This window comes from Streptomyces sp. NPDC051207 (assembly GCF_040682395.1).
Lineage (GTDB): Bacteria > Actinomycetota > Actinomycetes > Streptomycetales > Streptomycetaceae > Streptomyces.
Map to the genome: position 1 here is coordinate 31,338 of NZ_JBFBAX010000026.1, position 26,269 is coordinate 57,606.

Below are 26,269 nucleotides of genomic sequence, written 5' to 3' on the forward strand. Positions count from 1 at the left end.
TCGCGCAGGCCGAGGGCCATCTCATGGCACGGGCGCACCAGGACGAGGCGCGCCGTGAGGCCGAGGAGTTGTGCGCCCGCCTGCCGTGGCTGACCAGCAGCCAGGCGGAGGACCTCACCCGCCACTACGTCCACCACCGCCTCGACCTCACCTGCCGCATGCTGCGGGCCACCGTGGACCGGGCCGCGGAACTGCGCGGGGAGTACGAGACCCGGTACGCCGCCCTCCGTCGCGACCTGCTGAGACGACACGCCGTGTACGCCTGCGCCGTCCTCGCCTGCGCTGGTGGCCTGAGCGCCCTGGCGGGGCTGCTCACACCCCGCTGAGCAGGTCCGGAAGGCCGCTCGGGGCCACGCGGCGTGGCTGGTCGAAGACACGGCGCCGGCCCACTCCGCCGGCGCCGGCGCCCCACCCCCTCAGCGACCGCCCCCCGCCCCCGGCGGCGGTGCGGTGCTCGCGCGGGTCACCAGGCGCGTCGGGACGAGTGTCGTGCCGTGTTCGGGGCCCTCCTGGCGCATCTTGCGCAGCACCGCCTGGACGCACAGCCGGCCAACTTCGGCGAAGTCCTGGTGGACCGTGGTGAGCGGGGGCAGGAAGGACGTCGACTCGGGGATGTCGTCGAAACCGATGACACTGACGTCCCCGGGCACGCGCCGCCCGCGTTCGTGGAGGGCGCGCAGCAGGCCCAGGGCCATCTGGTCGTTGGCGGCGAAGACGGCGGTGCAGTCGTCACGGGCGGCGAGTTCGAGGCCGGCGCGGTAGCCGGACTCGGCGGACCAGTCGCCGCGGAGGAGCGGCGGCGGGGTACGGCCGGCCTCCTCCAGGGCGGCGCGCCAGGCGTCGGTGCGGCGTTGCGCGGCGAAGGAGTCCTCGGGGCCGCCGAGGTGCCAGACGGTGTCGTGGCCGAGGTCGAGCAGGTGGCGTACGGCGGCGCGGCTGCCGCCCGCCTGGTCGGTGTCGACGACGGTGTAGTGGTCGCCGGCGTCGGAGTCGACGACCACGACCTGCACGTGCGGCGGCAGCGTGACGGTCGCCGCGTCCAGGAGGTGGACCTCCATGATGACGATGACCGCGTCGACGGCCAGTTCCTCCAGCCGGGAGAACGCGCCCCGCACCTCGTCCTGGGTGGGTATGGCGACGGGCAGCAGCGTCACCGCGTACCCCTCGTGCGCGGCGGAGGTGGCGATGGCCTCCAAAGTGCGGACATTGCCGGTGGTGGACAGGGAGAAGGTGATGACGCCGATGGTGCGGAACTCGCCGCGTTTGAGGGCGCGTGCCGCGCTGTTGGGCCGGTAGCCGAGTTCCTTCATGGCGGCCAGCACCTGGCGGCGCGTCTCCTCGTTCACGCCGGCGTAGCCGTTGGAGACCCGGGAGACGGTCTGCGAGGAGACACCGGCGAGGCGGGCCACGTCGGCCATGGACGCCGTACTCCGGCCACTGCCGCGGGGCCGGCCACGGGTACGCCGGGAAGTCCCGCCGGGCCCGTCCGCGCCGTCGGCGGTTCCGTCCGTGGTTCCGCCGGGCGTGCCCGCCCCGTCCACGGTTGCCCCGCGCACGCCGCCCGCTGCCGTGTCCACTCGCCGTCCGCCACCTCTCTGTCACTGCGCAGGCCGCTGTTTCACCAAGGACCCTTGACCGTCGTCAACGGGGCAGTGTAGACATGCCGCCTCCGGATGTTTACGTAAACATAACAGCTCAGCGCGTTTTCGCGGAGCGTGATGTTTGCGTAAACATCGGCGAGGACGCGGCACCGGCCCCCGGGACAGGGCGGCGTCACCGGCTCCAGAACCCGGACGAGCGAGGAACGACATGACGACGCTGCAACCGCCGGCGGCCGCCCGGCCGCGGTCGGCGCCACCCCCGGCGCGAGGGAACCGCCGCTCCTGGACGGGGTGGGGCTTCATCGGCCCGTTCGTGGCCGTGTTCGCCGTGGTGTTCCTGGCCCCGATCGTGTACTCGCTCCACCTCAGCCTCTTCCGCGACCAGCTCATCGGCGGAACCACCTTCGTCGGCCTGGACAACTACCAGCAGGTGCTGCGGGACGGGAACTTCTGGGCCGCACTCGGCCGGGTCTCGCTGTTCCTGTGCGTCCAGGTGCCGATCATGCTCGGCATCGCCCTGCTGGTGGCCCTCGCCCTGGACAGCGGACGCCTCTACGGCAAGAGCTTCTTCCGCATCTCGATCTTCCTGCCGTACGCGGTGCCCGCCGTCGTCGCCACCCTCATGTGGGGCTTCATGTACGGCACCCGCTTCGGCCTCGTCGGCGACCTCAACACGGCCTTCGGTCTGTCGCTGCCCGACCCGCTCTCCCCGGACCTGGTGCTGGCCTCCATCGGCAACATCGTCACCTGGGAGTTCGTCGGCTACAACATGCTGATCTTCTACTCGGCGCTGCGCGTGATCCCGCACTCCCTGTACGAGGCGGCCGAGATCGACGGCGCCGGGCAGATCAGGGTCGTCACCGCCATCAAGCTGCCGGCCATCCGCGGAGCCCTGGTCATCGCGGCGGTCTTCTCGGTCATCGGCAGCTTCCAGCTGTTCAACGAGCCCAGCGTCCTGCAGAAGCTGGCGCCCAACGCCATCACCACCGACTACACCCCGAACCTCTACACGTACTCGCTGTCCTTCTCGGGCCAGCAGCACAACTACTCCGCGACGGTCGCCCTCGTCATGGGGCTGATCACCATGGTCATCGCCTACGTCGTCCAGCTGCGCGGCATGCGCGAGGGAGTGTGAAGCAGCGATGACCAGTACCGTCACCCCCGCCTCTGCCGGTCCGGCGGCCTCCCCGTCCGGCGCCTTCCGTTCGGTGGGCCGGCTGCGCACACCCCGGCGCGGGCCCGCTCCCGGCCGGCCCCGGCGCAGCGTCCTGCTGACCGTGCTCACCGGACTGGTGCTGCTCTACAGCCTGGTGCCGCTGGTCTGGCTGCTCATCAGCGCCACCAAGACCCAGCAGGGCCTGTCCCGTTCGTTCGGCCTGTGGTTCGACGGGGACTTCGCCCTGTGGGACAACATCGCGGAGACGTTCACCTACCACGACGGCGTCTTCACCCGCTGGCTGCTGAACACCGTCCTGTACGTCGTGGCCGGCGCGGGCGGTGCCACTCTCCTCGCCGTGCTGGGCGGTTACGCGCTGGCCAAGTTCGACTTCCCCGGCCGCCGTGCCGTGTTCGCCGTCGTGATCGGCGCGGTGGCCGTGCCGGGGACCGCGCTGGCGGTGCCGACGTTCCTGATGTTCAGCAGCCTGGGGCTCACCAACACGCCCTGGGCGGTGATCATCCCGTCGCTGATCTCCCCGTTCGGCCTGTATCTGATGTGGGTGTTCGCCAGTGAGGCGATCCCCACCGAACTGCTGGAGGCCGCCCGCATCGACGGCGCCGGCGAGGTGCGCACCTTCCTCCAGGTCGCCCTGCCGCTGCTCGCGCCGGGCATCGTCACCGTCTCGCTGTTCACCATGGTCGCCACCTGGAACAACTACTTCCTGCCGCTGATCATGATCAAGGACCCGGACTGGTATCCGCTCACCCTGGGCCTGAACAGCTGGAACGCGCAGGCCGCGACCGCCGGCGGCCAGCCCGTGTTCCACCTCGTCGTCACCGGCTCCCTCATCGCCGTCGTCCCGCTCGTCGCCGCCTTCCTGCTGCTCCAGAAGTACTGGCAGTCCGGGCTCGCCGCGGGAAGCGTCAAGGAGTAGCGCCACTCCCCCGCTGTCTCTGTCCTCCCAGCCTGTCCTCCCGCCCGCACCGGTCACGGTCTTCGGCCACCAAGAAGTGGAAGCATGCCCATGCACAAGCACCCCCGCCGCCTGCTGCGCGGCATCGGCCTCGTCTGCGCGCTCGCCCTGGGCTCCACCGCCTGCGGCGGCTCGGACGACTCGGACGCGGCCCCGAAGTCGGTTTCCGGGGCGGACATCGACGCCGCGCTGAAGAAGGGCGGCACCCTCACCGTCTGGGCGTGGGAACCCACGCTCCAGCAGGTGGCCGCCGACTTCCAGAAGGAACACCCCGGCGTCAAGGTGAACCTGGTCAACGCGGGCACCAACAACGACCAGTACAAGGCGCTGCAGAACGCCATGTCCGCCAAGAAGGGCGTCCCCGACGTCGCCCAGGTCGAGTACTACGCCATGGGCCAGTACGCGCTGACGGGGCAGCTCACCGACCTCAGAGGTTTCGGTGCCGGCAAGCTCGCCGACCGGTACTCCCCCGGCCCGTGGAACGGTGTGAAGGCCGGCGGTGAGGGCATCCACGGCCTGCCGATGGACTCCGGGCCGATGGCGCTGTTCTACAACAAGAAGGTCTTCGACCGGCACGGGATCGAGGTGCCCACCACGTGGGACGAGTACGTGGACGCGGCCCGCGCCCTGCGCAAGGCGGACCCGAAGGCGTACATCACCAACGACACCGGTGAGGCCGGTCTCACCACCAGCCTGCTGTGGCAGGCCGGTTCCCGCCCTTACCAGGTCGACGGCACCAAGGTGAAGGTCGACTTCTCCGACGCGGGCGCCAAGAAGTTCACGGGCACCTGGCAGAAGCTCATCGACGAGAAGCTGATCGCCCCCGTCACCAACTGGTCCGACGAGTGGTACAAGGGCCTGGGCAACGGCACCATCGCCACGTTGGCCATCGGCGCCTGGATGCCGGCCAACCTCGCCTCCGGGGTGAAGAACACCGTCGGTGACTGGCGCGTCGCGCCGCTGCCGCAGTGGGAGGCGGGCGCCTCCGCGAGCGCGGAGAACGGCGGCAGCGCTCTCACCCTGCCCGAACTCGGCAAGAACGAGGCGCTGGCCTACGCCTTCGTGCGGTACGCCAACGCCGGCAAGGGCGTCGACACCCGGGTGAAGGGCGGCGCGTTCCCGGCGACCACCGCGCAGCTGAACTCCAAGGCGTTCCAGGACGCCGAGTTCCCGTACTTCGGCGGGCAGCAGGCCAACAGGGTCTTCGCCGAGTCGGCCGCGAACGTCGCCGACGACTGGTCCTACCTGCCGTACCAGGTGTACGCCAACTCGATCTTCAACGACACCGTCGGCAAGGCCTACGTCTCGGACACCACGCTGGCCGAGGGCCTCAGGGCCTGGCAGGACGCCTCGGTCAAGTACGGCAACGAGCAGGGCTTCACCGTCGAGAAGTAGCACGCCGGGCGGCGCGGGCACCCCGCGCCGCCCCGGTGCCCCACCCCGGAAGGACCGCCATGATCTCCACCCTCCTGTCCCGCCCGAGCGGGGCGGACGGTGATCCCGCTCCGCGCCTCGTCTACGGCGCCGACTACAACCCCGAGCAGTGGCCGCGCAGTGTGTGGGAGGAGGACGTCCGGCTGATGCGCGAGGCCGGCGTGAACCTCGTGTCCGTGGGCATCTTCTCCTGGGCCCGCCTCCAGCCGGCCGAGGACGCCTGGGACTTCGCCTGGCTCGACGAGGTCATGGGCCTCCTGCACGCGGGCGGCATCGGCGTCGACCTGGCCACCGCCACCGCGTCCCCGCCGCCCTGGCTCACCACGGCCCACCCGGAGATCCTCCCGGTCACCGCCCGCGGCGAGACACTGTGGCCGGGCGCCCGCCAGCACTGGCGCCCCACCTCACCCGTCTTCCGCCGCCACGCGCTGCGCCTGGCGCGCCGGTTGGCCACCCGGTACGCCGGGCACCCCGCCCTGGTCGCCTGGCACGTCAGCAACGAGCTTGGCTGCCACAACGTGTACGACTACTCCGACGACGCGGCTCGCGCCTTCCGCGACTGGTTGCGCGCCCGCTACACGACGCTCGACGCGCTCAACGACGCCTGGGGCACGGCCTTCTGGTCGCAGCGCTACACCGCCTGGGAGCAGATCCTGCCGCCCCGCCTGGCCGCCTCGCACCCCAACCCCACACAGCAGCTGGACTTCAAGCGCTTCTCCTCGGACGCGCTGAAGGACCATCTGCGCGCCGAACGCGAGATCCTGCGGGAGATCACGCCGGGCGTCCCCGTCACCACCAACTTCATGGTGATGGGCGGCACCAAGGGCATGAACTACCCGGACTGGGCCACCGAGATCGACTTCGTCTCCAACGACCACTACGTCCGCCCGGGCCCGCAGGACCGCGACGAGCTGTCGTTCTCCGCCAACCTCACCAGCGGCATCTCCGGCGGGCGGCCCTGGTTCCTGATGGAGCACTCCACCAGCGCCGTCAACTGGCAACCGGTCAACGTCGCCAAGCGGCCCGGCGACCTGGCCCGCGACTCGCTGCTGCACGTCGCGCACGGCGCCGACGCCGTGTGCTTCTTCCAGTGGCGGCAGTCGGCGGCCGGCGCCGAGAAGTACCACTCCGCGATGGTCCCGCACGCCGGGGCGGACAGCGACCTGTTCCGCGCGGTGACCCGGCTGGGCGCCACGCTGAAGGCGTTGGCGCCCGTCGCGGGCAGCGAGCGGGAGCCCGCCCGGGTCGGCATCCTGTACGACTGGGAATCGTGGTGGGCGAGCGAGCAGGACTCCCACCCCACCTCCCTGCTCGACTACCGCCAGGAGGCGCTCGACTGGTACTCGGCGCTCCTCGCCCTCGGTGTCCGCGCCGACCTGGTGACCACCCGGGCCGACCTGCACCGCCACCAGGTGCTGATCGCACCCGTCCTGCACGTGGTCCCCGCCGACCTCGCCAAGGCGCTCACCCGGTTCGCGGAACAGGGCGGCCACCTGGTCACCACGTACTTCTCCGGGATCGTCGACGAGAACGACCACGTGTGGCTCGGCGGTTACCCGGGCGCCCTGCGCGACCTGCTAGGCATCCGCATCGAGGAGTTCGGGCCGCTGCCGGCCGGTGCCATCGTGGAACTGGACGACGCGACGACCGGCAGTCTGTGGACCGACCGCGTCACGGTCACGGCTCCCGAGACGGAGGTCCTGGCCCACTACCTGACCGGCACGCACGCGGGCCGCCCGGCCGTCACCCGGCGTCCCACGGGGAGCGGTTCCGCCGCCTACGTCTCCACCCGGCTCGGCGTCGACGGGCTCACCGCGCTGCTGCCGCGGCTGCTGGAGCCCGCCGGGGTGGCGAGCGAACTGCCCGAGGACGTCCGCGGGCCGGTCGAACTAACCGTGCGCCGGGACGCCGGCAACCGCTATCTGTTCCTGGTCAACCGCACCGACTCGGCCGTTCCGGTGCGCGGCCTGCCCGGAGAGATCCTGCTCGGGAGCGCCGGCGCCGACGGCGTGCTCGCCCTCGGGCCGCGGGACGTCGCCGTACTGCGGCAGCCCACCGGCTGATCCGCACGCGACACCACACCCACGCGACCCGCCGCACCCGCGCGCCTTCCCACATCCGTACGCCCACGACTCCCCGCTTCCGGCACCCACCGTGCCGGGGGCCGTCCCCGTCCCCACCCCCTCCCGTCCCCGCCCGGGGCGGGAGGTCCACCGCAGTGACGACACCGCACGTTGGGAGCACACGATGGCACGCCGTACCCGCAAGCGACGGCTCCTCGGAGCAGCCGCCCTGACCGCCCTGGCCACCGCGGCCTCCCTGGTCGGCGCTCCCGCGCCGCAGGCCCGGGCCGCCGCCTCCGTCACCGTCCAGCCGGACCCGTCCTACCGCCAGGAGACGTTCCAGGGCTGGGGCACCAGCCTGGTGTGGTTCGCCAACGCCACCGGCGACTACCCCGAGGAGATACGCGAGAAGCTCGCCCGGCTCCTCTTCGGCGACGACGGGCTGGCGCTCAACATCGCCCGCTACAACATCGGCGGCGGCAACGCCCCCGACGTCGAGGACTACCTCCGGGCCGGAGGCGCCGTCGAGGGCTGGTGGAAGGCGCCCGCGGGCACCACCCGCGAGGACACCGGCTGGTGGAGCGCCGACGACCCGGCCGACTGGAACGAGGACGCCGACGCCACCCAGCGCTGGTGGGTCGGCCGCATCAAGGACGACATCGACCACTGGGAGACGTTCAGCAACTCCCCGCCCTGGTTCATGACCGTCAGCGGCTACGTCTCCGGCGGTTTCGACGCCACCGCCGACCAGCTCAAGCCCGATTCCGTGGACGACTTCGCCGCCTATCTGGCGGGCGCGACGAAGCGGCTGGAGCAGGCCGAGGGCATCAAGGTCGACACCGTCGACCCGTTCAACGAGCCCAACACCACCTACTGGAGCACCCGCCTGGGCGCGGACGGCGAACCCGTCGGCGGACGCCAGGAAGGCGCCCACATGGGCCCCGCGCTCCAGCAGAAGGTGCTCGCCGCCCTCGCCCCCGCGCTCGAGAAGGTGAGGACCGGCGCGAAGATCTCGGCGATGGACGAGACCAACCCGTCCCTGTTCGCGCAGAACTGGAACGCCTACTCCCCGCAGACACGCGCCCTCGTGTCGCAGATGAACGTCCACACCTACGGCACCGACCGGCGGACCACCGTGCGGGACCAGGCCAAGGCCGCGGACAAGCCCCTGTGGATGAGCGAGGTCGAGGGCGACTGGGGCGACGGGCAGAGCTTCACGGACATGCGCCCCGGTCTCGGCCTCGCCCAGCGCATCGTGGACGACCTGCGGGAACTGGAGCCGCGCGCCTGGGTGTTCTGGCAGCCCGTCGAGGACTACGACAACATGAAGCCCGGCGGCGAGTCCGCCAAGGGCGGCAACTGGGGCAGCATCCAGCTCCCATTCAGCTGCACCGCGAAGGACACCCTGGAGACCTGCCCGATCCGGACGAACACCAAGTTCGACACCGCCCGGAACTTCACCCACTTCATCAAGCCCGGCGACCGGCTGGTCAAGGTGAACGACACCTCCAGCGCCGCCGCCGTCGGCAGCGACGGCAGGAGCGCCTCGGTCGTCCACGTCAACAGCACCACCGCCCCGCGCACGGTCACCGTGGACCTGTCCAAGTTCGCCGACGTCAGCCACAACGCGACCGTGACACCCGTCGTGACCAGCGCCGACGGCAAGCTGCGCGAGCACGCCGCCGTCCCGGTCGACGCCCGGCGGGCCACCTTCACCGTGCCGGCGCAGTCCGTGACCTCCTTCCGCGTCAAGGGTGTCTCCGGCGTCGCGGAGGACGCCCCGCTGCTGCGCAAGGGCCACATGTACACCCTTACTGGTGTCCAGAGCGGCAAGGCGGTCACGCTCGCGTCCAACGGCACGAACCTGGTGCTCGGACCGGTGGCCCAGCGGTGGCGGCTGAGCGCGGTCCATCCCGAGGGCGGTGTCCGCAGGCACCACGTCTTCGCCGACCCCGCGACGGGCCACCGTCTCGCCGTGCGCGGCAACGTCCCGGTGACGGAACCCGACACCGGCAGGCGTGACGCGGCGGCCGAGTGGATCGTGTCGACCACCGGCGACGGCACCTGGACCCTCGTCAACGCCGCCACCGGCCGTCTCCTCGAAATCGGCGGGCAGGCCACCCACGACGGCGCCGCCGTCACCACATGGCCGCCCAACTCCGGCGCCAACCAGCGCTGGGCGGTGACGGACGTGACGAAGCCGGCCCACGGCTGACCCCCGGCCCCGCATGGCTCTGCCGTACCGCCCGCGCAGCGGTGGTACGGCAGAGCCGCGCGTCGTCCGCCGGAGCGGGGCCCTTACGGGTACAGCAGGCGCAGCCGACCCGGCAGGGCCTCGATGCGCAGCGGTGCGCGGACGTCGCGGGAGGGCATGCCGTCCACCTCCAACCGGTATTCGCCCCAGGCGCGTTCGAAGCGCAGGCGGCGGACACGGCGCAGGCCGAAGGAGTCACCGCGTGCCTCCAGCAGGCCTTGGCCGGTCAGGGTGATGCGCAGGGGCCGGTCGCCGGGTGCGGTGATCTTCTCGTTGTCGAGGAGGAGGCGGACATCGCCGGGGTGCGGCTGCGTGGAGACCAGGACGGCGTCGCGGACCGCCACGCCGAAGCCGCCGTCGCCGAAATGGAGGCCGACGACGGGTCCGCGGTGCGCTCCGGAGGCGTCCGGCTCGCCGTCCGGCCGGCCCGCGGGGCGGTCGACCAGCAGCGGCAGCCCCCACAGGGCCGCCGCCCGCATCGCCTGCTCCGGCTGGGAGCCCCCGGCGTGGACCAGCAGGTCGGCCCTCGGTCGCCGGAGCGGGTCGGCCGTGGGACGCCGGACGCCGCGCCCCCGGCCGTCGCGCTCACCGGCTTCGGCGACGGGGCTCAACTCGATGCTGCGCACGCCCTGTTCGGCGAGTCCCGCGCACAGCAGCCGGGCCCGCTCCCGGTCATGCCGGGTCCAGCCGCGCACGATGCCCAGTACGGGACGCGCGGCCGGGAGGGTGCCGGCGCGGTGCACGGCCGCGGCCAGGAGGACGTCGAGGTCCGCCGCCTCGCGGGCGGCTGCGTCGGGGATCGGGGTCGAGGGCGGCATGCGGGCTCCTTGCGCGCTCGGTACGGACGTCGGGCGGGCGGCCCGCAGCCGCGCCGGGGCCGTGGGGGACCCGCGAAAGCCCTGGCCGGCTCGCGGGCCGCGGCCATGACCGGCCGCTTCGGAGCGACGGTTCCCCGATCGCGCCTGCGTGGCCCGAGGCGGGACGAACAGCCGCACTCCCTCCGTTCGTCGCCAACGTAGGGCGCCCGTCCCACCGCCGTGAAGCGGCCGTCAGCGGGGATGGACCGCCTCTCGAGCCCGTGTGGAGACGGCGTTGTCCCGCGGGCCGCGGCGCACCGGTGCGCGAGGCACCACACGGGGGTAATGGATCACCCTGGCGGCCCTCCGGTAGCGTCGGGGTATGAGTCACCCGCATCCCGGCCTGAAAGCCGCACCGCCACTGCCCGCCGAGGGCCTGAGGATCGTCGCCCTGGGCGGCCTCGGCGAAATCGGCCGCAACATGACCGTCTTCGAGCACGCCGGAAAACTGCTCGTCATCGACTGCGGCGTGCTCTTCCCCGAAGAGACACAGCCCGGCGTGGACGTGATCCTTCCCGACTTCACCTCCATCCGGGACCGGCTGGACGACATCGTGGCCGTGGTGCTGACCCACGGCCACGAGGACCACATCGGTGGTGTGCCGTACCTGCTGCGCGAGCGGTCGGACATCCCCGTCGTCGGTTCGAAGCTGACCCTGGCGTTCCTGGAGGCCAAGCTCAAGGAGCACGGCATCCGGCCCCGGACGGTGCGCGTGAGGGAGGGCGACCGGCGCGGGTTCGGGCCGTTCGACTGCGAGTTCGTGGCCGTCAACCACTCCATCCCGGACAGTCTCGCCGTCGCCGTGCGCACCGCCGCCGGGCTGGTCCTGCACACCGGCGACTTCAAGATGGACCAGTTCCCGCTGGACGACCGGATCACCGACCTGCGCGCCTTCGCCCGGCTCGGCGAGGAGGGCGTGGACCTGTTCCTCACGGACTCCACGAACGCCGAGGTGCCCGGCTTCACCACCTCCGAGCGCGAGCTGAACCCGGCGATCGAGCAGGTGATGCGCACCGCGCCGCGCCGGGTCATCGTCTCCAGCTTCGCCAGCCATGTGCACCGCATCCAGCAGGTCCTGGACGCGGCCCACCAGCACGGCCGCAAGGTCGCCTTCGTGGGCCGCTCGATGGTCCGCAACATGGGCATCGCCCGTGAGCTGGGCTATCTGAAGGTGCCCTCCGGCCTGGTCGTGAGCACCAAGGAGCTGGAGAAGCTGCCCGACCACCGGATCACCCTGGTGTGCACCGGTTCGCAGGGTGAGCCGATGGCCGCGCTGTCGCGGATGGCCAACCGCGACCACATGATCCGGATCGGCGAGGGCGACACCGTGCTGCTCGCCAGTTCCCTGATCCCCGGCAACGAGAACGCCATTTACCGGGTGATCAACGGGCTGACCCGGTGGGGCGCCCATGTCGTCCACAAGGGCAACGCCAAGGTGCACGTCTCGGGGCACGCCAGCGCCGGCGAGCTCGTCTACTGCTACAACGTCGTCAAGCCCCGCAACGTCATGCCGGTCCACGGCGAGTGGCGCCATCTGCGGGCCAACGCCGACCTGGCCATCCGGACGGGTGTCGATCCGGACCGGGTCGTCATCGCCGAGGACGGCGTGGTCGTCGACCTGGTGAACGGGCGCGCCTCCATCACCGGCAAGGTGCCCGCGGGCAACGTCTACGTGGACGGCATGGAGGTGGGCGGCGCCACCGAGGCCTCCCTGAAGGACCGCCTGACCCTCGCCTCCGAGGGCGTGGTGACGGTCGTGGCGATCGTGGACGCCGACACCGGTGCGCTCGCCGAGACCCCCGACTTCCTGGCCCGCGGTTTCGTCCACGACGACACCACGTTCGAGCCGGTCATTCCCGTCATCGAGAAGACGCTGGCCAAGGCCGCCGAGGAAGGCGTCGGCGACGCGCATCAGCTGGAACAGCTCATCGCCCGCGCCGTGGCCAACTGGGCGTTCCGCACCCATCGCCGCAAGCCGCTGATCATCCCCGTCATCATCGACGCCTGAGCCGCGGCCGGCCCGGACGTCCAGGACGCACCGGCCGGCGTCCGGGCGGAGACGGCACAGACGCGCAGAGACGAGGACCACGATGGGTACGCGCTTCGAGGAGATCGACTGGCGCCCGACCCGGCTGGGAGACATCAGCCTGCGCCGCCGCAGGTACCCGGGGTCGGACGAGGACGTCTACGAGGTGAAGCTCGGGGACGAGTTCCTGATGTCGAGCCTCTTCACGGCCGGGGAGGTGGCGCTGGCGCGTCTGGGCCTTGCGGCGCTGTCCGGGGCGGAGCTGGACGTCGTGGTCGGCGGGCTGGGCCTCGGCCACACGGCGGGGGCCGTTCTGGACGACCTCCGGGTGCGGTCGCTGGTCGTGGTGGAGGCGCTGGGCGAAGTGATCGACTGGCACGAGCGGCATCTGGTGCCGCTCGGCGCCCGGGTGGCCGGCGATCGGCGCTGCCGCTTGGTGCGGGCCGACTTCTTCGAGGCGGTGGGCGGTCCGCCGGGCCTGGACCCGCACTCCCCGGGGCGGCGCTTCGACGCCGTCCTGCTGGACATCGACCACTCGCCGCGCCACGTGCTCAACCCCGCCCACGCCGCCCTCTACCGCCCCGAAGGGCTTCGCGCCCTCGGCGAGCACCTGCTTCCCGGCGGTGTCTTCGCCCTGTGGTCCAACGACCCACCGGACGAGCGGTTCACCGCCGCACTCGCCGACGCCTTCACCACGGCAGAAGCGCATGTCGTGGACTTCGACAACCCGCTCCAGGGCGGCACGGCGACCAACACCGTCTATGTGGCGCGCGCCGGGTGTCCCGCGGGGTGACGTGGCGCGTTAGCACCCACGCCATTGGCGGTCTTTGGCCTTGTCTTGACTCTCACCGGACGGCATTTTTACCTACGGTGTGCCGGGAAGTCTGGTCGGCGGCCCGGCCCGCCGTGGGTCGGCGTCAGCGTGCCGTCGACCGGAGTGAGAGCCGATGTTCCAGCGCGTCACCAAAGAGATTCTGTCCGGGCTGACCGTTTCCATAGTCGCGCTGCCGCTCGCGATCGCCTTCGGCATCACCGCGACCGGCACCTCCGAGGGCGCGCTCGTCGGGCTGTACGGCGCGATCTTCGCCGGGTTCTTCGCCGCGCTGTTCGGCGGCACCCCCGGCCAGGTGACCGGCCCGACGGGTCCCATCACCGTCGTCTCGACCGGGGTCATCGCCGCGCACGGCCTCGAGGCGGCGTTCCTCGCGTTCATCATGGCCGGCGCCTTCCAGATCCTGTTCGGGGTGTGCAGGCTCGGCTCCCTCATCCGCTTCATACCGCACCCCGTGGTCTCGGGGTTCATGGGCGGGATCGCGCTGATCATCATCCTGGGCGAGCTGGACCAGGTGCGGCGGAGCTTCGTGGTCGTGGCGGCCACCATCGTGCTCATGCTCGTGGCCGCACGCGTGATCAAGTCGGTACCGGCGAGCCTGATCGCGCTCGTGGTCATCACCCCGCTCCTGCGGCTCGTGGAACCGTTGCTGCGGGACGTGCGCGTTGGACCGGTCCCGCTCAACGACACCGTCGAGTACATCGGCCGGATACCGGAGTCGATCCCCTCGGTGACGATCCCCGAGTTCAGCGGATCGCTGCTCCTCACCCTCGTGCTGCCCGCGCTCAGCATCGCCCTGCTGGGTTCCATCGACTCGCTGCTGACCTCGGTCGTCATGGACAACATCACCGGCAACCGGCACCGCAGCAACAAGGAGCTGATCGGCCAGGGCATCGGCAACGCCGTCAGCGGACTGTTCGGCGGCCTGGCCAGCGCGGGCGCGACCGTCAGGTCCGTGGTCAACGTCCGCAGCGGCGGCAGCACCGGACTGTCGGCGGCCACGCACAGCGTCATCCTGCTCGCCCTCGTGGCCGGTCTCGGGTCCGTCGTGCAGTACATCCCTCTCGCGGTGCTCTCGGGCATCCTCATCCTGACCGCGGTCGGCATGTTCGACTGGGAGAGCCTGCGCAAGGCGCCCGTCTCCCCGAGGGGCGACGTCCTCGTGATGTTCGCGACGATGATCGTCACCGTCGTCGTCGACCTGACCGCGGCGGTCGCCGTCGGCGTTCTCCTGGCGTTCGTGGTGCACGGCGCGCATACGCGGCGGGGCAAGGCCCTGGTCGTGCACGACGGCGCGGACAGGTACCGCATCGAAGGGCCGCTGTCGTTCCTGTCCGTCGACCGGGTCTTCACCGCACTGCGCAACGACCGGCCGAACATGTCGCTGAGCCTGGAGAAGGTCGGTTACATCGACATGTCCGGGGCGAAGGCGCTGCTGACGTTCATCGACCACTCGCACAAGTCCGGCGTCGAACTCGGCATCAGGGACCTGCCGCCGCACGTCGAGACGCGACTGGTCGCCCTCGCCGACGACGAGCAGCGCGACAAGCTGAAGACGGTCGTGGAAACGGCGTAGGACCCCCGCACCGAGCGGGTCGGACCGGCGCCGGGAGCCCTCGGACCGGGTCTGCGGCCTTCCCGGCGATCATGAGAACAGGCGGCCGGCGACCGGGACGCGGTCTCCCCCGTCACCGCCGACCACGAAAAAACCGCTCGTCTCACCCGTGCGACGGCCGCCGCGCGGGTGAGGACGAGCGCCGGGTGGTCTACGGCAGTTTCACGAACGGTGACAGGAAGGCCCGCGCGCCGGGCGTGTCCAGCCGGTAGGTGACGTTCGTGGCGTAGCACGGGCTGTCGCCGGTGATGGTCGTCGCCGCGAGGATGCGCTTGCCGCCGACGACGGCGAAGTTGGGCCCGCCGGAGTCGCCGTAGCAGGCTCCGCCGTTGCCCTGAGGGGCGGTCATGGCCAGGCGTACCCAGGCGCCGTTGAGGGCGTCGAAGGTGACGGGTGCCTTCAGGCGGACGCCGCCGCCCGGGTGGGTGTGTCCGCCCGGGCCCTTCATGGCTTCCTGGGTGCCGTATCCGGCGACGAACCAGTCGGTGGCGTTCAGCCCCCGCGGGCCGAGGGCGCCGAGTTGGTTCGCGGTCGGCAGGGTGGCGGGGGTGAAGGACCAGCGGGTCCTCATCGTGGTGGCGGGCAGTTCGACGACCGCGATGTCGCGCGTGTCGGAGGCGGGCCCCGGGTATTCGGGGTGGTTGTGGGCCTGCCCCTGGACGGCGACCGCGCTCGCCTGGGCGGCGGGGTCGCCGGGGTACCTCTTCGCGGCGGCGTCCAGCCCGGCCTGCACGTCCTGGTCGAGCGAGACGTAGAACCGTACGTTGTCCGGCCAGTCCGTGGTGCAGTGGGCCGCGGTCAGGAACGTGTCCGCGTCGACCATCGTGCCGGAACACACCCAGTCGACGCGGTCCGGGGTGGCCGGATTGCCGTCGTTGTCCCAGGTGGCGACCAGCGCACCGACCTCGGTGCGTTCCGGGGCGGGTGTCGCGTTGTACGAGTTGATCGCCGACGAGGGCAGCGCGGCGGCGAGCACGGTGGCGCAGGCCGCCGCGGTGACGGCGGTGGCGCGTATTGCGGTCAAGAGAACCCCTTTGCTGGGTGTGGGACGGCGCTCTCCCGTGAGGGATGAGGTGCATTGAAGCCCCTGGCAACCGCCGCGACAAGACCGTGACCGCCGCCGGCCGGGAATCCCCGTCCGGACGTTCGACCGCTACGTCTGGACGCTCGCCGTCTCGTTCCGCACCGCCGGCGTCTGCGCTCCTCCCGGCCCGCGTCCGGCGAAGCGCATGGCGACGCACGCCGCCAGGTACAGCGCGGCGACGGCCAGCAGCAGCGTCTGATAGCCCGTCACCAGGGCCAGGTATTCGAGCGCGCCCCCGGTCAGCGCGCCCAGCAGGTTCGCGCCGAACGCGGAGGTCGGGTCGGCGGCGAGCGCGAGGCGGTCCGAGAAGATGAGGTTGGCGCAGAAGATGGGCGCGAAGGCCAGGGCGATGGCGGCGGCGAGCCGTCCGGCGAACGGCAGGGAGAGGACGGCCTGCGCCGGGACGAGCCAGGCCACCGCAAGGGTGACGAAGAGCATCACCTGCAGCAGCGTCCGGTTGACCCGGCGGAGCCTGCGCCGGACCTCGACCGCCGCGAGCACGGCGACCAGGACACCGAAGAACACCAGGGCGTTGACGAGCCATGTCGTACCGAAGTACAGCGCGAAGCCGATGACGTTCTTCGTTTCGAGCAGCATGAACGCGGCGCCCAGCAGGAACATGTCGGCGTAGCGGAACGTGCTCCGGATCCGCACCCCCGCCAGCCGCACCGACAGCAGCGTCACCAGCAGGATCGCCCCCAGCGCGCCGAGGTAGAGGGTGGGGATGTTGCGGTGGAGCAGGTACGGGAAGGGGTGGTCGTCGCTCGCGGACGCCGGGACGGGACCGCTGGGCCGCCATGTCCGCTCGCAGGACTGGTCGGCGGGTGTCATCCCGGTCACCAGCACGGCCGCGTTCCTGTTGAACGTCGTCATGCACGGGGCGTGGCCGTAGACCTCGTCGAGGGTGCCGGCGAACCGGTCGACCAGCCAGCTCTTGCGGTAGTAGTTGTACATGGCGAAGGCGCCGTCCGGTGCCAGGTGGTCGCGCGCCGCCTCGAAGGCCTGCCGGGTGAAGAGGTAGCTCTCCAGGCGCAGGTTGCTCGCGCCGGACACCAGCGTCAGCGAGTCCGGCAGCGCCAGCACGACGAGGTCGTACTTCCTGTCCGTGCGCTCCAGGAAGGCGCGCCCGTCGTCGATGTGGACGTGCACCCTGGGGTCGTCGTACGGCCGCGCCGGGTGCAGGTCTGCGCCGATCTGCTGCAACCGGGGGTCGATCTCGACGGCGTCCACGCGCTGCGCCCCGTGCGCCAGCGCGACCGCGACGTCGTTGCCGTTGCCGGCGCCGATGACCAGCACGCTCTTGTGCGGGTTGCCCGGCGTCTGTTCGTAGGCCTTCCGGTAGGGCGAGTTCTCCCGCATGAGCACGGGGAGCGGGGCGGTGCTCTGGTGCGGGACGCCGTTCGCGGAGATGTGGTACGTCCGGTTCTCCGTCCGCGAGGGCTTGAGCTGGATCTTGTAGTACGGCGACCAGGAGATGCCGGTGGTGGTCGTCTCCAGGAACAGCGCGGCGACCATCGCGGTGAGCGGGATGCCGTACCGCAGGGTGTTGCGCCGTCCGCCGAGGACGAGCAGGGCCGCCGCGGCGAGTACGCCCCACACGAGCGACGGTGCGCGCAGCCAGGAGAGCACGGCGAAGGAGACCGAGCCGGTGATGCTGCCGAGCAGGTCGTAGCGGTAGGCGTCGAGCGAGGGGAGCAGGCGGAAGAGATCCGCGGTGATCTTGCCGATCCCGGCCATGATCACCGCTGTCAGCAGGAAGATGGCGGGCAGCGTCACCCACTCGGGCAGGCCGGTGGTCCGCACGGCGGTGAAGTAGATGACCTCACCACTGCTCTGACGCACCTGCACCGGGAACTCGCGCACGAAGATGACGAGAAGCGCCAGCGGCAGCGGTGTCCAGCGCTTCAGCCACTGTCCGCGCGCGGCGGGCAGGAGGAACCCGACGCCGATGCCGAGGAACGATCCCAGCAGGATGAAGTTCGAGAAGTAGCTGAGGTGTACGACGTTGGCGCCGGCCCATCTGATGAGCGCCAGCTCGACGAAGAGCATGGTGGTGCTGGCCAGCGTGAGCCGCCATCGCACCGATCGCGCGTTTTGCCCGTTTTCTTCCCTGTTCATGCGCTCGTACGGTGCCACTTTCGGCGCGGCGAGTCGAGCTGCCTTGCCGGTCGGACCGTCCGGCGGTGGGTGCTGTCAGCCGGAGGTGGCGAAGACCTGGGTCCACCACGGGCCCCCGGCACCGTCGTGCACGCCGACGCCCATTTCCTGGAACGCGCAGTCGAGGATGATGGCGCGGTGTTCGGGGCTGTCCATCCACGCCTCCATCACCTCGCCGGGTGTCTCCGGCCCGCGGGCAAGGTTCTCGCCGTAGGTGCGCCACTCGTATCCCGCGGCGTTGATGCGCTCGCCCGGCCCGGCACCGTCCGGGTTGGTGTGGCCGAAGTAGTTACGGGCGTCCATGTCCACGGCGTGCCGCCGGGCCGCGGTGCGCAGGACGTCGTCGTGCCGGACGGGGCCGCATCCGCGCCTGGCCCGCTCGGCGTTGACCAGCTCGGCGATCCGCTGGGCGACGCTCGACGCGGCCCGGGCGGCAGGCTCCGCCGTACGGCTCGGCCCCGGCGGTGCGGGCCGCGCCGAGTCCCCGGCCGGCACCGGTCGCGGTGACGCGGAGGCCTTGCGCGGTCCCGGCGGGACCGACGGGGCGGCGGACGGCGACACGAAGGCGGGCGGTTCGGGCGGGCCCGGCGCCACCGCGCTCGGCTCCGGGGCCGACCGCGCACGCACCGCGCCCTCCTCCTCGTCCGACGACAGCGCGGCCATCGCGCCGGCTGTCCCTCCGCCCACCAGCAGGGCCGCGGCGGCGACCACCCCGGCCCGCCCGCGCCGTGCCCGCCGGTCCCCGTCCTGCGCCCCCCGGATCATCGCGGCGTGCCGTTCGCTGTCCACTGCGACCACTCCCTTCCCTGGGGCCGCCCGGCCCTCAGCCTGCGTCCCGCAGGGTGGACACCACGCGGGTGACAGCCGGGGGCGCGGTCAGCCGGGCATCTGCACGAAGGTTCCGAAACATGACAGCCCGTACCGCGTCCGGACGCCACTCACCGAGGGCAACCGGGAGAGGCGCTCTCGCGGCCGTCCGCCGCGTCACCCACCCGAGACGCCTGCGCAACCGGCGTTCACAGCAAGGAAATGCGCTTGGCTGCCCGCTTCGGGACGGCAGGCTCCGTCGCGGAGTCCCCCGCGGCGGCCGGACGGTCGGCTGCCTCCATCGGGGTGACCCCACCGCGTCGGGTCACTGAAGAAACGGGCGGCCGATCGGGCGGCTGAACCGGTGCGCTACATTTTGCGTCACCTTGACCGCGATCATTCAACGATCCTCACTTTACGGAGCCGGGCATCCCCATGAGCGACATCGTCAACGGACTGGGACGGGCCACCGCTTACGGCGCGCTCGGCCTCGTCCTGCTGATCCTCGGCATCGTCCTGGTCGACGTGCTCACCCCCGGCAAGCTGGGCCGGCAGATCTGGGAGCAGCGCAACCGCAACGCCGCCCTGGTGCTCAGCTCCGCCCTGGTCGGCATCGGCGGGATCGTGTTCACGTCCATCTGGACGACGTACGAGGACTTCGGCAAGGGACTGGTGTCGACGGCGGCGTTCGGGCTGCTGGGGCTCGTGATGATGGCCGTGGCGTTCCTCGTGGTGGACCTGATCACGCCCGGGCGGCTGGGCGCGACGCTGGTCGAGCCGGAGCCGCACCCCGCGGTCTGGGTGACGGCGTCCTGCAACCTCGCCGTGTCCGCCATCATCTCGGCGTCGATCGCCTGACCCCGCTCCCCCGGTCGGCCCCGGCCCGTTCCGGCGCGGCCGTCACGGCGTGGGCGGGGTCCGGCGCGGTGGACGGCCGGACCCCTGGGGCGACGGCTGCGGCGGGGCCGTCGCGCGTCCTCAGGAACTCAGCGCCCCCAGGACCACACCCCTGGCCTCCTCCTGGACCTGCCCGAGGTGGTCGGGGCCCCGGAACGACTCCGCGTAGATCTTGTAGACGTCCTCGGTGCCCGACGGGCGGGCCGCGAACCAGGCGTTCTCGGTGGCCACCTTGAGGCCGCCGATGGCCGCGCCGTTGCCCGGCGCCTCGGTCAGCACGGCGGTGACCGGCTCTCCGGCGAGGGTGTCGGCGGTGACCTGCGCCGGGGACAGCTTGGCGAGGCGGGCCTTCTCCTCGCGGGTGGCCGGCGCGTCGATGCGGGCGTACGCGGGCGACCCGAAACGGGTGGTGAGCGCGGCGTAGTGCTCGGAGGGCGTCTTGCCGGTGACGGCCGTGATCTCGGAGGCGAGCAGGGCCAGGACGATGCCGTCCTTGTCGGTGGTCCACACCGAGCCGTCCCGGCGCAGGAACGACGCGCCCGCCGACTCCTCGCCGCCGAAGCCGAGCGAACCGTCGACCAGGCCGTCCACGAACCACTTGAAGCCCACGGGCACTTCGACCAGCCGGCGGCCGAGGTCGGCGGCCACCCGGTCGATCATGCCGGAGGAGACCAGCGTCTTGCCGACGGCCGCGTCGGCGGGCCACTGCGTGCGGTGCGCGAAGAGGTAGGAGATGGCTGCCGCGAGGTAGTGGTTGGGGTTCATCAGCCCGGCGTCGGGGGTGACGATGCCGTGCCGGTCGGCGTCCGCGTCGTTGCCGGTGGCGATCCGGAAGCGGTCGCGCTGCTCGATGAGCGAGGCCATCGCGTACGGCGACGAGCAGTCCATGCGGATCTTCCCGTCCCAGTCCAGCGTCATGAACCGCCAGGTGGGATCGGTGAGCGGGTTGACCACGGTCAGGTCGAGGCGGTGCTGCTCGGCGATGCGGCCCCAGTAGGCGACGGAGGCACCGCCGAGCGGGTCGGCGCCGATGCGCACCCCGGCCGCCCGTACCGCGTCGAGGTCCAGCACGCCCGGCAGGTCCGAGACGTAGGCGTCGAGGAAGTCGTACCGTCCGGTGCCGGGGGCGGTGAGCGCCTTGGCGTACGGGACGCGCCGCACTTCCTTCAGACCGCCCGCGATGATCTCGTTGGCCCGGTCCTGGATCCACGAGGTGGCGTCCGAGCCGGCCGGGCCGCCGCTGGGCGGGTTGTACTTGAATCCGCCGTCGCCGGGCGGATTGTGCGAGGGGGTGACCACCACGCCGTCCGCGAGGCCCGAGGTGCGGCCCCGGTTGTGGGTGAGGACGGCGTGGGAGACGGCGGGGGTGGGGGTGTAGCCGTCCGCGGTGTCGATCAGGGTCGTCACGTCGTTGGCGGCGAACACCTCCAGCGCGGTGATCCTCGCCGGCTCGGACAGGGCGTGGGTGTCGGCGCCGAGGAACAGCGGCCCGTCGGTACCCTGGGCCCGGCGGTACTCGCAGATGGCCTGGCTGGTGGCGGCGATGTGATCCTCGTTGAACGAGACCGCCAGGGACGACCCGCGGTGACCCGACGTGCCGAACGCCACCCGCTGGCCGGGCTCTGCCGGGTCGGGGTGCAGCGCGTAGTACGCCGTCACCAGGCGGGCGACGTCGATCAGGTCCTCGGGCTCGGCCGGCCGGCCCGCTCGCTCGTGCTGCATGCGCCTACTCCTCCACATCGGATCCGCTCGGTCGCCCTCCCATCTTCTCCTGTCCGGTGGGACGGGTCCGACGCACCCCGGCACCCCGGTCTTGGCACTGCGCCTTGTCCGTCGCCGCACTTTGCCCGTCACCGCACCTTGTCCGTCGCCGCACTTGCCCGTCACCGCACCTTGGCCGGCGCGGCGTGGCGCGTCGCGGTGGTGGGAGGGCCGGTGCCAGGGTGGTGCGGATGCGTTCCCACCCACCCGCGGGGGAGCCGCCTTGGTGGCCCGCCGCTCTGAACACGCCTCGGCTGCTGCTCCGCCCGGTGACCGCGGCGGATCTGCCGGCGATCGAGCGCCTGTGGCGGGACGAACGGGTACGCCGCCATCTCGGCGGGCCGGTGAGCGAGGACAGGATCGCGATCCGGCGCCGGCGGCTGCCGGGAACGCCGGGAGCGTTCGCGGTCGAGCAGCGGGCGACGTCCGCGGTGGTCGGGCTGGTGACCGTCGAGCCGTTTTCCTACCGGGGCGGGACGGAGGTCTCGTACACGCTCCTTCCCGACGCGTGGGGGTGCGGACTGGGGCGGGAGGCCGTCGCCGAGGTGATCCGCTGGGCGCGGAGCCTGCCGGACGCACAGCCGATGGTGGCCGTCACGCAGAGCGCGAACACCGCTTCCCGAAGCCTCCTGGAGGCGGTCGGCATGCGGCCCGGCGACGAGCTGGTCGAGTACGGGGAGCGGCAGACGGTCTACCGCCTTCCCGAGTGACTTCCGCGGGGGCGTCGGCGCGTACGGGTCTAGCCGGGACGGTTGAAGCGGGCCCGCCACAGGTCGCGGAGCAGGGCGATCTCGGCCATGTGGTGGATGAGTTCCAGGTTGGCGCCGGCCAGTACGGAGACGAACGGGTCGTCGGGGTCGGAGCCGTAGGGGTACTGCGAGAAGCCGACCGTGTCGAGCTGCTCGTCGGTGACGGCGGCGACGCTCTCGCGCCAGCGGTCGATCACCGCCCAGAACCGCTCGAGCGCCAGGTCGGCGGAGGGAGTGAAGTCGACCAGCAGCTTCGGCTCGTGCCGCCGCTCGCCGAAGGCCCACTCCCAGCCGCCCGCGAAGCAGAAGTGCAGGTGTCCCAGCCGCCACGCGATGGTCGTGACCGGCGTCTCGTCGGGCTCGGGCTCTCCGGTGTGGGCGAGGACCTCCTCGACCCGCTCGACGCTCACGCTCCAGTCCTCGGCGATCTTGGCGACGGTCATACCGCCGGCGGACTGCCGGGCGACCTCGGCGTACTCGCTCGCGGGGATGTCCGGGGCGCCCAGGTCGAGCACCCACTCGCCCGGCCCGAAGGCCCTGGGCGTCGTCGCCTCGTCACGGCGGCGGATCGACCAGCAACCGGGCACCGGCTCCCACAGGTACTCCTCGTCGCTGAGGCCCGCCAGCCGCACCTGAGCCATCTCCCGGGCGTGGTCGAACTGCTCCAGCAGCAAGCCCAGACGGTCCGACCGTGCGCCTTCGGTCCCCATACCCGGTCCCCTCGCGGTCGTGGCGCCCGCTTCACGGCGCTCCGGGCGGAGGCTAGTGGCTCACCCGCACGGGCGCGACCGAATTCCTCGCCGCCGCACACCACACGGCCCGGAGGGAGCGGTGGGTACGACACCGAAGGGCCCGATGGTTCATCCGCGGGCCTGGAGATACGCCTCCAGCTCCGCCGCCCCCGTGAGCATCGCCCGCGAGCGGGCGGACAGCCGGTCGTGCCAGTCGCGCAGCGCGGATTCCAGCGGCTCCGGCCCGCCGGCCGCCCGCACTTGGGCGATCAGCGGGGCGATCTGCTGCAACGGGTAGCCGCCGCGCCTGAGTTGGTGGGCCAGCCGGGCGTCCCGCACGTCGGCCTGGTCGTAGACGCGGTATCCGGTACGGGGGTCGCGGCGCGGGCGCAGCAGCCCGGCGCGCTCCCATGTGCGCAGTGTGGCGGGCCGGATGCCGAGCCCCCGCGCCAGCGGGCCGATGAACGTGTCGGCGGGCGGCCCGGACACTGCCGTCGGCGTCGGCATGGATTCCAGGTCGCGGAGGGCGCGTTCCACGGCCTGGAGGGTTCGGCGGTCGTCGAGGAGTTGGGCGTGGCTCTCGTCGATGAGGCGGAACGCCTCCTCGGCCGCGCCGTCGTTCACCGCGCGCATGACCGAGGTGGCCGTCCGGTGGCCGTGGCCGGGCACCAGGGCGAGGAAGGCGCGCAGGGCGCACGCGTGCAGTGGCGTATAGGTGCGGTAGCCGTGGGGTGTGCGGTCGGCGGCCGGCAGGATGCCGACCGCCTCGTAGTTCCGGACCGCCTGCGTGGACAGACCGTGGCCGCGCGCGAGGTCGACCGGCCTCAGCCGTACTCCGGTTTTAAGGTTTTTCCTCATTGCAGCCCATGATTCTGCCGATACCCGCGAGAAAAGCTTCAACCGAGAGTTCAACGATAGCGTTGAAGGCATGGTCACTGACATCAAGGACATCCCCCATGCCGTCGAGGCCGCCGCCGTCATGAGGCTGCTCCCGGCCCGGCCGCGGATGCTCGCCCTGGGCGAGCCCACCCACGGCGAGGAGACTCTGCTGGACCTGCGCAACGACCTCTTCCGGCAGCTCGTGGAGCAGGAGGGCTACCGGACGATCGCGCTCGAGAGCGACTGCGTGGCGGGTCTGCTCGTGGACGCCTACGTCACCTCGGGCGAGGGCACGCTCGACTCGGTCATGGAGGACGGGTTCAGCCACGGGTGGGGCGCGTCCGCGGCCAATCGCGAACTCGTGCGCTGGATGCGCGCGTACAACGACGGCCGGCCCCCGGCCGAGCGGCTCCGCTTCGCCGGTTTCGACGGCCCGCTGGAGATCACCTGCGCCGCGAGCCCCCGGCAGGTCCTCACCGCACTGCACGGCTACCTGTCGGCCCACGTAAGCCCTGACCTGCTCCCCTGCACCGCCGAAACGCTCGACTCCCTGCTCGGCGCCGACGAGCGCTGGACGAACCAGGCCGCGATGAGGGACCCGTCCCAGTCCGTGGGGCGGTCGGCCGAGGCCGGGCAACTGCGGTCGCTCGCCGACGACCTGGTGTCGCTGCTGGACGAGCAGACGCCGCACCTGCTCACCGCGACCTCGCGGGAGGACGTGGACCGGGCGCGCCTGTACGGGCGTACCGCCACCGGCCTGCTGCGCTACCACTTCTGGATGGCCGACACCTCACCGGGCCGTATGGCACGGCTGGTGGGGGTGCGGGACCGGATGATGGCCGGCAACCTCCTCGCGCTCGCCGAACGCGGCCCGGCCCTGGTGTACGCCCACAACGGCCATCTCCAGCGGGCCAAGAGCACGATGCGGATGGGCGGGCTGCCGGTGGAGTGGTGGTGCGCCGGCGCGCTGGTGAGCACCGAACTGGGCGAGGACTACGCCTTCCTGGCCACGGCCGTCGGCACGATCCGGCACCAGGGCGTGGACACCCCGCCCGCGGACACCGTCGAAGGAATCCTGTACGCGCTCCCGGAGGACCACTGCGTCGTGGACCCCGCCCGGCTGGCCGACGTCCTCGGCGACACCCGGCCCGGTCCGCGCGTGTCCCCCTGGTACGGCTACGCCTCTCTCGACCCTGCCCACCTGGCCGGCATCGACGGCATCGTGTTCGTCAAGGACCTCCCGCGGGGCTGATCCGCCTGGGACACGAGGCTGCTGCCCGGCACGCCGACCCGCCACGGTGTGACGCATCCGCGACCGGTCAGTGGCGGACCAGGCCTGAAAGGGAAGACACCTGATGCCGGATTCCCGGAACCGTCCGCCTGTTCGTCCATGACCCGGCCGGGTCGTGACGGCGGGCGGCCGGTTCCGGGCACCCTCAGCAGTCGGGAATCACCCTGCCGCTGTTGTCGCGGGCTTCGTCGTTGCCCCAGCGGGACAAGTAGTAGGCCGAGACGAACTGGTTGGCCGGCCCGACGTCGAGGTCGGTCCTGAGCCACCAGTGGTTGTAGTTGCCGGCGCTGTCACGGATCTCGCGGCCCCACGCCTTGCAGAACACGTAGTTGGTGCCGGCATAGAGGGTGCCGGTCTGCGTGGTGCTCGTCGGCGAGGAGTACCCCGGCGCGTTGGCGAAGGTGTCCACCCAGTACTTCGTGGCACCCCCGCAGCCGTTGTCGCTGGTCAGGTACTTCTGGTGGTAGGAGCCGGGGTACGGGGCGAGCGAGGCTCCGTTGATGCGGATGGTCTGGCCGACGCCGTTGTAGAGCTGCTCGTAGTGGATGTGGGCGCCCGAGCTGTTACCGGTGGAGCCGGTGGTGCCGACCGACTGCCCCTGGGCCACGGCCTGACCGTGGCTGATCGCGAAGGAGGCCAGGTGGAAGTAGTACGTCTTCCACCCGCCGCCGTGATCGATGACGACGTAGTTGCCGGCGCCGCCCGCCTCGTAGTAGCGGTAGGCGGTGCCCGAGGCGGAGGCCAGTACGGGGGTGCCGGCCGTGGCGCCACCGTCGGTACGCACGAAGTCCAGGGCGAGTCTGACCTCGGCCGAGTGATGGCTGTAGGTCCACCTCTGCCCGCACGGGTACGGCGCCTTGAAGTTGGGTGCCGCCTGCGCCGACGGCGCGGTGATCAGGCCGACGAGGAGCGCGGCCAGGACCGTCAGGACGATCCTCAGATGACGCATCAAACCTCCTGGGTGTGGGGAGTTGCCGACGGGCGGGAAGGGATCGGCAGTGACACCTCGCCCCATGTCGGCCAAGCTTCTGGCGTGTTCATGACAGACGATACTGACCAGGCGGGCCGCCGAACAGATGCGGTACGAGGCGCTGGACGT

The 26,269-nt window shown here is 71.6% G+C and carries 21 protein-coding genes; 12 read left to right on the top strand and 9 right to left on the bottom strand.

Annotation, left to right across the window (positions count from 1 at the left end):
* Nucleotides 1-23: 23 nt before the first annotated feature.
* Nucleotides 24-326: a hypothetical protein gene (locus tag AB0M97_RS23445; protein WP_365962954.1), complete on the top strand. Its 303-nt coding sequence runs from the start codon at nucleotides 24-26 to the stop codon at nucleotides 324-326.
* A 90-nt stretch (nucleotides 327-416) separates the two neighbouring features.
* On the opposite strand, the gene AB0M97_RS23450 is transcribed toward AB0M97_RS23445, so the two are convergent.
* On the bottom strand, nucleotides 417-1,418 hold the full coding sequence (locus AB0M97_RS23450) for a LacI family DNA-binding transcriptional regulator (protein WP_365962896.1): 1,002 nt from the start codon (nucleotides 1,416-1,418) through the stop codon (nucleotides 417-419).
* Between the two features lie 391 nt (nucleotides 1,419-1,809).
* Here AB0M97_RS23450 and AB0M97_RS23455 point away from each other — a divergent pair, with 391 nt between their 5' ends.
* The 5 genes from AB0M97_RS23455 (at nucleotide 1,810) to AB0M97_RS23475 (ending at nucleotide 9,445) form a co-directional block, all read left to right on the top strand.
* Nucleotides 1,810-2,736, top strand: coding sequence for a sugar ABC transporter permease (locus AB0M97_RS23455; RefSeq protein WP_365962897.1), 927 nt, complete (start codon nucleotides 1,810-1,812; stop codon nucleotides 2,734-2,736).
* Nucleotides 2,737-2,743: 7 nt separating this feature from the next.
* Nucleotides 2,744-3,694, top strand: a complete 951-nt coding sequence (locus AB0M97_RS23460; protein WP_365962898.1) for a carbohydrate ABC transporter permease — start codon at nucleotides 2,744-2,746, stop codon at nucleotides 3,692-3,694.
* Nucleotides 3,695-3,784: 90 nt separating this feature from the next.
* Nucleotides 3,785-5,128 (top strand): extracellular solute-binding protein, encoded by a 1,344-nt coding sequence (locus tag AB0M97_RS23465; RefSeq protein WP_365962955.1) that lies wholly within the window; start codon nucleotides 3,785-3,787, stop codon nucleotides 5,126-5,128.
* Between the two features lie 59 nt (nucleotides 5,129-5,187).
* Nucleotides 5,188-7,230 (top strand): beta-galactosidase, encoded by a 2,043-nt coding sequence (locus AB0M97_RS23470; RefSeq protein WP_365962899.1) that lies wholly within the window; start codon nucleotides 5,188-5,190, stop codon nucleotides 7,228-7,230.
* Nucleotides 7,231-7,414: 184 nt separating this feature from the next.
* Nucleotides 7,415-9,445: a glycoside hydrolase gene (locus AB0M97_RS23475; protein WP_365962900.1), complete on the top strand. Its 2,031-nt coding sequence runs from the start codon at nucleotides 7,415-7,417 to the stop codon at nucleotides 9,443-9,445.
* An 83-nt stretch (nucleotides 9,446-9,528) separates the two neighbouring features.
* Here the strand turns inward: AB0M97_RS23475 and AB0M97_RS23480 are convergent, their stop codons facing one another.
* Nucleotides 9,529-10,302 (bottom strand): hypothetical protein, encoded by a 774-nt coding sequence (locus AB0M97_RS23480; protein WP_365962901.1) that lies wholly within the window; start codon nucleotides 10,300-10,302, stop codon nucleotides 9,529-9,531.
* A gap of 361 nt (nucleotides 10,303-10,663) precedes the next feature.
* On the opposite strand from AB0M97_RS23480, the gene AB0M97_RS23485 reads away from it, so the two are divergent.
* The 3 genes from AB0M97_RS23485 to AB0M97_RS23495 all read left to right on the top strand — a co-directional run bounded on the left by AB0M97_RS23485 (nucleotide 10,664) and on the right by AB0M97_RS23495 (nucleotide 14,775).
* Nucleotides 10,664-12,349 (top strand): ribonuclease J, encoded by a 1,686-nt coding sequence (locus tag AB0M97_RS23485; RefSeq protein WP_365962902.1) that lies wholly within the window; start codon nucleotides 10,664-10,666, stop codon nucleotides 12,347-12,349.
* A gap of 82 nt (nucleotides 12,350-12,431) precedes the next feature.
* Nucleotides 12,432-13,160: a spermidine synthase gene (locus AB0M97_RS23490; RefSeq protein WP_365962903.1), complete on the top strand. Its 729-nt coding sequence runs from the start codon at nucleotides 12,432-12,434 to the stop codon at nucleotides 13,158-13,160.
* 154 nt (nucleotides 13,161-13,314) lie between these two features.
* A complete protein-coding gene (locus tag AB0M97_RS23495; RefSeq protein ID WP_365962904.1) occupies nucleotides 13,315-14,775 on the top strand; it encodes a SulP family inorganic anion transporter in 1,461 nt (486 codons plus the stop codon).
* A 190-nt stretch (nucleotides 14,776-14,965) separates the two neighbouring features.
* Here the strand turns inward: AB0M97_RS23495 and AB0M97_RS23500 are convergent, their stop codons facing one another.
* The 3 genes from AB0M97_RS23500 to AB0M97_RS23510 all read right to left on the bottom strand — a co-directional run bounded on the left by AB0M97_RS23500 (nucleotide 14,966) and on the right by AB0M97_RS23510 (nucleotide 18,844).
* Nucleotides 14,966-15,838, bottom strand: coding sequence for a trypsin-like serine protease (locus AB0M97_RS23500; protein WP_365962905.1), 873 nt, complete (start codon nucleotides 15,836-15,838; stop codon nucleotides 14,966-14,968).
* A gap of 129 nt (nucleotides 15,839-15,967) precedes the next feature.
* Nucleotides 15,968-18,016, bottom strand: coding sequence for a spermidine synthase (locus AB0M97_RS23505; RefSeq protein ID WP_365962906.1), 2,049 nt, complete (start codon nucleotides 18,014-18,016; stop codon nucleotides 15,968-15,970).
* Between the two features lie 75 nt (nucleotides 18,017-18,091).
* Entirely contained in the window at nucleotides 18,092-18,844 is a 753-nt protein-coding gene (locus AB0M97_RS23510) for a CAP domain-containing protein (protein WP_365962907.1), read from the bottom strand.
* A 453-nt stretch (nucleotides 18,845-19,297) separates the two neighbouring features.
* On the opposite strand from AB0M97_RS23510, the gene AB0M97_RS23515 reads away from it, so the two are divergent.
* On the top strand, nucleotides 19,298-19,720 hold the full coding sequence (locus AB0M97_RS23515) for a DUF350 domain-containing protein (RefSeq protein ID WP_365962908.1): 423 nt from the start codon (nucleotides 19,298-19,300) through the stop codon (nucleotides 19,718-19,720).
* A gap of 120 nt (nucleotides 19,721-19,840) precedes the next feature.
* Here the strand turns inward: AB0M97_RS23515 and pgm are convergent, their stop codons facing one another.
* Nucleotides 19,841-21,481, bottom strand: coding sequence for a phosphoglucomutase (alpha-D-glucose-1,6-bisphosphate-dependent) (gene pgm, locus AB0M97_RS23520; protein ID WP_365962909.1), 1,641 nt, complete (start codon nucleotides 21,479-21,481; stop codon nucleotides 19,841-19,843).
* 230 nt (nucleotides 21,482-21,711) lie between these two features.
* On the opposite strand from pgm, the gene AB0M97_RS23525 reads away from it, so the two are divergent.
* The gene (locus AB0M97_RS23525; RefSeq protein ID WP_365962910.1) at nucleotides 21,712-22,230 is read left to right on the top strand and encodes a GNAT family N-acetyltransferase; all 519 of its coding nucleotides are present in this window, start codon (nucleotides 21,712-21,714) and stop codon (nucleotides 22,228-22,230) included.
* 29 nt (nucleotides 22,231-22,259) lie between these two features.
* Here AB0M97_RS23525 and AB0M97_RS23530 read toward each other — a convergent pair whose 3' ends face one another.
* On the bottom strand, nucleotides 22,260-22,979 hold the full coding sequence (locus AB0M97_RS23530; RefSeq protein ID WP_365962912.1) for a DinB family protein: 720 nt from the start codon (nucleotides 22,977-22,979) through the stop codon (nucleotides 22,260-22,262).
* A 150-nt stretch (nucleotides 22,980-23,129) separates the two neighbouring features.
* Entirely contained in the window at nucleotides 23,130-23,858 is a 729-nt protein-coding gene (locus tag AB0M97_RS23535; RefSeq protein WP_365962913.1) for a TioE family transcriptional regulator, read from the bottom strand.
* A gap of 70 nt (nucleotides 23,859-23,928) precedes the next feature.
* Between AB0M97_RS23535 and AB0M97_RS23540 the strand changes: the two genes are divergently transcribed.
* Nucleotides 23,929-25,131, top strand: coding sequence for an erythromycin esterase family protein (locus AB0M97_RS23540; protein ID WP_365962914.1), 1,203 nt, complete (start codon nucleotides 23,929-23,931; stop codon nucleotides 25,129-25,131).
* A 184-nt stretch (nucleotides 25,132-25,315) separates the two neighbouring features.
* Here the strand turns inward: AB0M97_RS23540 and AB0M97_RS23545 are convergent, their stop codons facing one another.
* Nucleotides 25,316-26,119: a M23 family metallopeptidase gene (locus AB0M97_RS23545; protein WP_365962915.1), complete on the bottom strand. Its 804-nt coding sequence runs from the start codon at nucleotides 26,117-26,119 to the stop codon at nucleotides 25,316-25,318.
* Nucleotides 26,120-26,269: the final 150 nt, after the last annotated feature.

What these genes read in the sequence shown, in the direction of transcription:
- AB0M97_RS23540 (WP_365962914.1), top strand. Translation starts at nt 23,929, where the DNA reads ATGGTCACTGACATCAAGGACATCCCCCATGCCGTCGAGGCCGCCGCC.
- AB0M97_RS23445 (WP_365962954.1), top strand. Translation starts at nt 24, where the DNA reads ATGGCACGGGCGCACCAGGACGAGGCGCGCCGTGAGGCCGAGGAGTTG.
- AB0M97_RS23505 (WP_365962906.1), bottom strand. Translation starts at nt 18,016, where the DNA reads ATGAACAGGGAAGAAAACGGGCAAAACGCGCGATCGGTGCGATGGCGG.
- AB0M97_RS23515 (WP_365962908.1), top strand. Translation starts at nt 19,298, where the DNA reads ATGAGCGACATCGTCAACGGACTGGGACGGGCCACCGCTTACGGCGCG.
- AB0M97_RS23490 (WP_365962903.1), top strand. Translation starts at nt 12,432, where the DNA reads ATGGGTACGCGCTTCGAGGAGATCGACTGGCGCCCGACCCGGCTGGGA.
- AB0M97_RS23480 (WP_365962901.1), bottom strand. Translation starts at nt 10,302, where the DNA reads ATGCCGCCCTCGACCCCGATCCCCGACGCAGCCGCCCGCGAGGCGGCG.
- AB0M97_RS23485 (WP_365962902.1), top strand. Translation starts at nt 10,664, where the DNA reads ATGAGTCACCCGCATCCCGGCCTGAAAGCCGCACCGCCACTGCCCGCC.
- AB0M97_RS23525 (WP_365962910.1), top strand. Translation starts at nt 21,712, where the DNA reads ATGCGTTCCCACCCACCCGCGGGGGAGCCGCCTTGGTGGCCCGCCGCT.
- AB0M97_RS23530 (WP_365962912.1), bottom strand. Translation starts at nt 22,979, where the DNA reads ATGGGGACCGAAGGCGCACGGTCGGACCGTCTGGGCTTGCTGCTGGAG.
- AB0M97_RS23465 (WP_365962955.1), top strand. Translation starts at nt 3,785, where the DNA reads ATGCACAAGCACCCCCGCCGCCTGCTGCGCGGCATCGGCCTCGTCTGC.
- AB0M97_RS23460 (WP_365962898.1), top strand. Translation starts at nt 2,744, where the DNA reads ATGACCAGTACCGTCACCCCCGCCTCTGCCGGTCCGGCGGCCTCCCCG.
- pgm (WP_365962909.1), bottom strand. Translation starts at nt 21,481, where the DNA reads ATGCAGCACGAGCGAGCGGGCCGGCCGGCCGAGCCCGAGGACCTGATC.
- AB0M97_RS23455 (WP_365962897.1), top strand. Translation starts at nt 1,810, where the DNA reads ATGACGACGCTGCAACCGCCGGCGGCCGCCCGGCCGCGGTCGGCGCCA.
- AB0M97_RS23535 (WP_365962913.1), bottom strand. Translation starts at nt 23,858, where the DNA reads ATGAGGAAAAACCTTAAAACCGGAGTACGGCTGAGGCCGGTCGACCTC.
- AB0M97_RS23450 (WP_365962896.1), bottom strand. Translation starts at nt 1,418, where the DNA reads ATGGCCGACGTGGCCCGCCTCGCCGGTGTCTCCTCGCAGACCGTCTCC.
- AB0M97_RS23475 (WP_365962900.1), top strand. Translation starts at nt 7,415, where the DNA reads ATGGCACGCCGTACCCGCAAGCGACGGCTCCTCGGAGCAGCCGCCCTG.
- AB0M97_RS23470 (WP_365962899.1), top strand. Translation starts at nt 5,188, where the DNA reads ATGATCTCCACCCTCCTGTCCCGCCCGAGCGGGGCGGACGGTGATCCC.
- AB0M97_RS23545 (WP_365962915.1), bottom strand. Translation starts at nt 26,119, where the DNA reads ATGCGTCATCTGAGGATCGTCCTGACGGTCCTGGCCGCGCTCCTCGTC.
- AB0M97_RS23495 (WP_365962904.1), top strand. Translation starts at nt 13,315, where the DNA reads ATGTTCCAGCGCGTCACCAAAGAGATTCTGTCCGGGCTGACCGTTTCC.